The organism is Proteus sp. G2675 (assembly GCF_963886535.1).
Taxonomy (GTDB): Bacteria; Pseudomonadota; Gammaproteobacteria; order Enterobacterales; family Enterobacteriaceae; genus Proteus; species Proteus mirabilis.
Genome location: NZ_CAWPCB010000042.1, coordinates 1 through 5,499 on the forward strand (window position 1 = coordinate 1; position 5,499 = coordinate 5,499).

Below are 5,499 nucleotides of genomic sequence, written 5' to 3' on the forward strand. Positions count from 1 at the left end.
GGGCTACCGTGAGGTGGCCCGGCAGGAGAATGTACCAGCAGAAGCCCTGTATTCCCTGGCACTGACGGAGTCATCCTGGACATTACCGGCACATCACCCGCAGGCCGGTGAAATCCATCCCTGGCCGTGGACGCTGAATGTGGCTGGTAAAGGATACCGTTATCCGACACGGCAGGCCGCCTGGCAGGCTTTACAGTCGTTTTTACAGACGACATCCCCCAGACGTATTGATGTGGGGATTGCACAGGTGAACTGGGGCTGGAACGGGCATCACTTCCGTTCCGCCTGGGAGGCCTTTGATCCTTATACCAATTTGCATGTGGCCGCCCGCATCCTGCGCCGCTGTTATGAGGCGTCACCGGGTAGTTGGATCCGTGCCGCCGGCTGTTATCACCATCCGGCGGGCGGTCAGCCCGCAGTACGCTATAAAAATAGTGTCCGGCGTCAGCTGGCGACACTGATGGGCGGTACACAACCCGTTCCCGCTCATTTACCGGCAGTCAGTACAGATCGGGCTGTATCGTTTGTGTGGATAGAACCGGAGAACAAAACCGATGCGAAATAATCCTGAAGAAAAGACAACGCGAGCCTTTTATCCCCTGCCCGTCTTGGGGATGCTGCTGTTTTGCGCAGCCGGCGGCAGTCAGGCGGCATTAACGGTGGTGGCGGATTATGGCGGGCAACCGGCAGCACCTTTTTATGACGCGATAAATAATGCCCCGAATGAATGGACAGCAAAGCCGGCGTCCCGCCCTCTGCCGTCCGTGATGGCCCCGTCAATGGTGTTGCCGGTTGAGACACCGGAAATGACGCCGGGGGAGGTGGATGACCGCGTCCTGCATTTACCGGGGATTGGGGCACTGTATCTGGTGGGGGATGATCCGTTATCCCGGGCATGGCTCACACAGCACGCAGCCCAGCTGAATGCAATGAATGCGGCCGGGATGGTGGTGAATGTGAAATCGGAAACCGGGTTACAGGCGCTTCAGGCGCTGGCTCAGGGAGGACTGCTCTCCCCAGCTTCTGGCACCGATTTGGCTCACCGTCTTCAGTTATCACATTACCCAGTTCTGATCACGGAAACCGGGTTGACCCAGCAGGTGAAGTAATGTTACCGCCGATATGGCCTTCAGATGGGGTTGACTCCCCGGCATTCTGGTTGGCCGTGCTGATGTGGTGCGTGTTCTTTGTTGTGATGAGACTCCTGGGGAAAAAAAACCGTCCTGCCCGCCGTCATCGTCACTGTCACGGGAAAGAATCGCGTGTACCGGAAAAAGAAAATCCGTCAGATCCTCCCTGGGGTTGAGTGCAGTGAGCACATTGTTTTCCGGACGTGTCGGTGAATTTTCAAACAGTGTTTCCAGTGGAAACGCTGGATGATTTTTGAACACTGTTTCCACTGGAAACACCGGTGAATTTTTAAACACTGTTTTCCGGGGTAACACCAAAAAAGAGTTTGAGAGAATGAGTGATCGTTATGTGATAGAGGCCTGGCTGCGACCGGCCGTGGAATTGAACAGTGCTCTGGTGTCCGGCGGGGCGGCGTTTGTGTGTGCGGTAGCACCCTGGGCAGTGGCATTGTCTCCGTCCGTGAGTTATGTCACCGCCGGTGCGTTTGCCGGTTTTTCCGCATTGCGGGCACATCAGGGATTCCGGGTATTACGTTACCGCCGGAATCTCCGGCGTCTGCCCCGCTATCAGGTGACGTCGGCACAGGTGCCGGTCAGCCGGCAGCGTCTGTTTCTGGGAAAAGGGTTTCAGTGGCAGCAAAAACACACGCAACGCCTGCTGGAAACCCAGCGTCCGGAAGTGGAGCGGTATGTTCAGCCGCCGGCACATTACCGGCTGGCCCGGCAGTTTGAACTCCGTTTTGAATCCCGTTTTCCGGCGGTTTGCCGGCTTTTGCAAAAAGACAGTTGGCTGAATCCGGTCCGCCCGCTGCCGCCGGTGGGGGGGAATCCGGTGTTACACGGTGTGGAGCCGGATGAGGTGAATGTGACCATGGATTTGCGTGAACGGGTTGGTCATATGCTGGTACTGGGGACCACCCGTGTCGGCAAAACCCGTCTGGCGGAAGTGCTGATCACTCAGGATATCCGCCGGGGGAATATCACGATTGTTTTTGATCCGAAAGGGGATGCGGATTTATTGCGCCGGATGTGGGCGGAAGCGCATCGTGCGGGGCGCAGTGAGGAGTTTTATGTTTTTCACTTGGGCTGGCCTGATATCAGTGCCCGTTATAACGCCATCGGGCGTTTTGGCCGAGTATCGGAAGTCGCGGGGCGGGTTGCCGGCCAGTTATCCGGGGAAGGGAACAGCGCGGCGTTCCGGGAGTTTGCCTGGCGGTTTGTTAATATCATTGCCCGGGCACTGGTTGCTCTGGGGGAGCGTCCGGATTATGCCAAAATTTTACGTTATGTCACCAATATCGGGGAACTCTATCAGACATATTCGATGCAGGTGATTAAAGCACAACTACCTGATTTGTTTGCCCAAATCGAGAATGCGCAGAACGCGCTGACGGTCGAGGATGTGCCCCGTCATCTGCAAAGTGATCCGAAAGCTGTGGCTATCTGGGCAACGGAGCTGGCGTTAAGTAGTGAGAAAGGGAAAAAAATCTATGATCCGATTTTGGACGGGCTGCGCAGTGCGATCCGTTATGACCGGACCTATTTTGATAAAATAGTGGCTTCTCTGCTGCCGTTACTGGAAAAACTGACTACCGGAAAAACTGCCGCCCTGTTGTCGCCGGATTACACCAATATGCAGGATCCCCGTCCGATTTTTGACTGGCAGCAGGTGATTCGGAAAAAAGGGATTGTATATGTCGGGCTGGATGCGTTATCGGATGCGGAAGTGGCGGCAGCGGTGGGGAATTCCATGTTTGCGGATTTGGTCTCGGTAGCCGGGCATATTTATAAATTCGGGACTCAGGATGGACTGCCGGAGGATGAGCACGCCGGAAAATTACCGATCAGCCTGCATTGCGATGAATTTAATGAACTGATGGGGGATGAATTTATTCCGTTACTGAACAAGAGCGGCGGCGCGGGGATTGAAGTGACGGCCTACACACAGACCTGGTCTGATATTGAAGCCCGGCTGGGGAATGCGGCGAAATCGGCGCAGGTCACCGGTAACTTTAATACGCTGGTGATGTTGCGTGTCCGTGAACTGATGACCGCGAAATTACTGACGGAACAGTTACCGGAAGTGGATATTTACACCAAAACCCTGGTATCCGGGATCACCGATATTTCCAATCCGAGGCAGGGGAGTGATTTTACCTCCAATACCCAGGACAGGGTCAGTATGGTGGCTAAACCGCTGCTGTTACCGGCAGATATTATTCAGTTACCGAAAGGACAGGCGTTTGCGCTGCTGGAAGGCGGGAAGTTATGGAAAATCAGGATGCCCCTGCCGGCGGCAGAGGCTGATGCCCTGATGCCACCGGATTTACAAAAAATCGCACAGTATATGGAGAAAAATTACCGTACCGGCGAAACTTGGTGGACTGCGTCATCATTTTCGGATGCGCGGCATGACAGCGGCGGTATGAATGTGGCTGAGATGGCACCGGATACCGAAGGGGGCAACGATGGCAACTGCTGAGGTACGTCAGGAAACCCCGCGTCACCCGGCAAAAGACCCCGGTTTGCCGGCTAAATTGTTGTGGCACTGGCCGTGGGCCATCATCGGGGTATTACTGGCCTCCTGGGTATGCAGTCTGTTGATTGAGTGGGTCGGGATTGCGTTTTTCTGGGCGGACGAAGGGGCGGAGCACAGCCGGCAGGTGATGTTAACCGAGAGCGAGTATCTGTCAGAAGGGTTTACCCGTAGTCTGCTGATGTCCAGTCCGGCGCAGTGGCTGGCTCATACCGTTGAACAGGCATACCGGTGGCTGTTTGTGGAGTCCGGGCTGATGGAGAGCTGGCAGAACGTGTATCCTGTCAGCGGGAATGCAGTTGCCCGTGAACTGGATGACTGGCGGATTTGGTTTGTGTCCGAGCTGAGAGACTATCTGCTGGCGACGGTTTATGTGACGCTGACCTTTTTTATCCGGGTGACTATTCTGGTGCTGTCGATGCCCCTGTTTGTTATGGTGCTGTTGGTGGGCATGGTGGAAGGCTTTAACCGGCGTGATTTGCGGCGTTATGGTGCCGGGTATGAATCCAGTTTTGTGTATCACCACGCCAAGCGTTTTGTTAAGCCGGCCTTTTTTGTTCCGTGCATGATTTATCTGTCCTGGCCGTCTGCCATTTACCCTAATCTGGTGTTGTTACCGGCGGCTCTGTTGTTCGGGCTTGCGGTGGCAGTGGCTACCGCGTCATTTAAAAAATATTTATAGGCGCTGGGCAGAGACACACAACACTTGTTTTTGTGTGTCTCTGTCAGCAGACAAGCGGCTAGGCCGCGCGTCAGTGGTGTGATGGGGTTATCCTGCGCTGATTGATGGATTGATGAGTGTGAGCAGTAAATAAAGTGGCGGGTTGTCTGTCGTGATGAGTTGCCAGCCACATTGTGTCAGCAGTTCAGCTAGTGCGGCGATATCACCTCCGATTTTTACAGGTAGGTGTGCGGTCTGATGACCGTCAGTATCAAAAGCCTGCTCCAGTGCATTTTTGGATAAACAGATGGTGTTGCTGAGCGTATCCGGGCTCACCGCATGTCGTCTGTGCCACGATTTATCACTCAATAACTGATAGGCAAAGCCTGCCTCCTTGGCCGATTCAAGCGCATAAGTGAGCCGGAACAGATCGCTCTGCTCGTGTAATGCGCCTGTACAGGAGCGGTACAGATAATCCAGTTTTTGTGGCAGTTTGGCCCGGCTCCCCAGTGTACGTCCCTGTTGAAGCAGCCAGTCAATATCCGGCGTAACGTCACGGTCAAAACGGCGTTGCTTTTTGGCGGTTGCCAGCCAGCGTATTAAAAACAGGTTTTTCTGCATGTCGGACTGCACCAGCCCCTCCCTGCGGGCCAGATGCAGGGCAACCAGTGCACACCAGGCAAAATGCCCAGTTTTTCGGGTGATGGTCTGACTCATAGGCTCACTTTTATTTATTCATTTCAGCTATTTTCGCAAAAAGCAAGCAATATAAAATTAAAAAATTTGGAAAACTAATTGTTTGCTGTTTTTTCTGTCCGCCTTTTTTACCCTGACTCCACGTTAACCGTCTTTAAGGAGTCGTTATGCGATTATTTTCTCCGCTTATTTCCCTGTTTGCGTTGGTTGTCAGTGCATTTGGGGTATTGCCTGCTCAGGCCGCTGAAAAAGATGAACTGGCGCTGACGTTAAAGCAGCTCGATCACATCCAGGCCAGCCTGGAGCGCGCCCGTATTCAGGCAAATCAGGACAATCACGCCCGTTTTTATTTTGATTATTCCCGCGCCTCCAGAGAGGTGGAGATTATCCGGCAGGGGATTGTCCGCTATCTGGAGCCTTCCCGGGCCCAGCCCACGGTGCCGGTTAATGTGGCGGAGCCGCTGCGCGGGGATTAC

At 54.3% G+C, this 5,499-nt stretch carries 6 protein-coding genes; 5 read left to right on the forward strand and 1 reads right to left on the reverse strand.

All coding sequences use genetic code 11. The annotated features are described in order from the left end of the window. The 4 genes from AACQ49_RS15755 to AACQ49_RS15770 all read left to right on the forward strand — a co-directional run. On the forward strand, positions 1-565 hold a 565-nt coding region (locus AACQ49_RS15755), incomplete at its 5' end, for a transglycosylase SLT domain-containing protein (RefSeq protein WP_161779153.1). Next, a complete protein-coding gene (locus AACQ49_RS15760; RefSeq protein WP_004245750.1) occupies positions 555-1,109 on the forward strand; it encodes an integrating conjugative element protein in 555 nt (184 codons plus the stop codon). The genes AACQ49_RS15755 and AACQ49_RS15760, both read left to right, overlap by 11 nt. Before the next feature lie 355 nt (positions 1,110-1,464). After that, positions 1,465-3,612, forward strand: a complete 2,148-nt coding sequence (gene traD, locus AACQ49_RS15765) for a type IV conjugative transfer system coupling protein TraD (protein WP_046334516.1) — start codon at positions 1,465-1,467, stop codon at positions 3,610-3,612. Continuing rightward, complete coding sequence (locus AACQ49_RS15770) at positions 3,599-4,348, forward strand: TIGR03747 family integrating conjugative element membrane protein (protein WP_046334517.1); 750 nt, start codon at positions 3,599-3,601, stop codon at positions 4,346-4,348. The genes traD and AACQ49_RS15770 overlap by 14 nt, the downstream gene beginning before the upstream one ends. Before the next feature lie 87 nt (positions 4,349-4,435). On the opposite strand, the gene AACQ49_RS15775 is transcribed toward AACQ49_RS15770, so the two are convergent. Beyond that, positions 4,436-5,044, reverse strand: a complete 609-nt coding sequence (locus AACQ49_RS15775; protein ID WP_004239713.1) for a DUF2913 family protein — start codon at positions 5,042-5,044, stop codon at positions 4,436-4,438. Positions 5,045-5,190: 146 nt separating this feature from the next. On the opposite strand from AACQ49_RS15775, the gene AACQ49_RS15780 reads away from it, so the two are divergent. Then, positions 5,191-5,499: integrative conjugative element protein, RAQPRD family (locus AACQ49_RS15780; protein ID WP_161779154.1), on the forward strand; the 309-nt coding region annotated here is incomplete at its 3' end.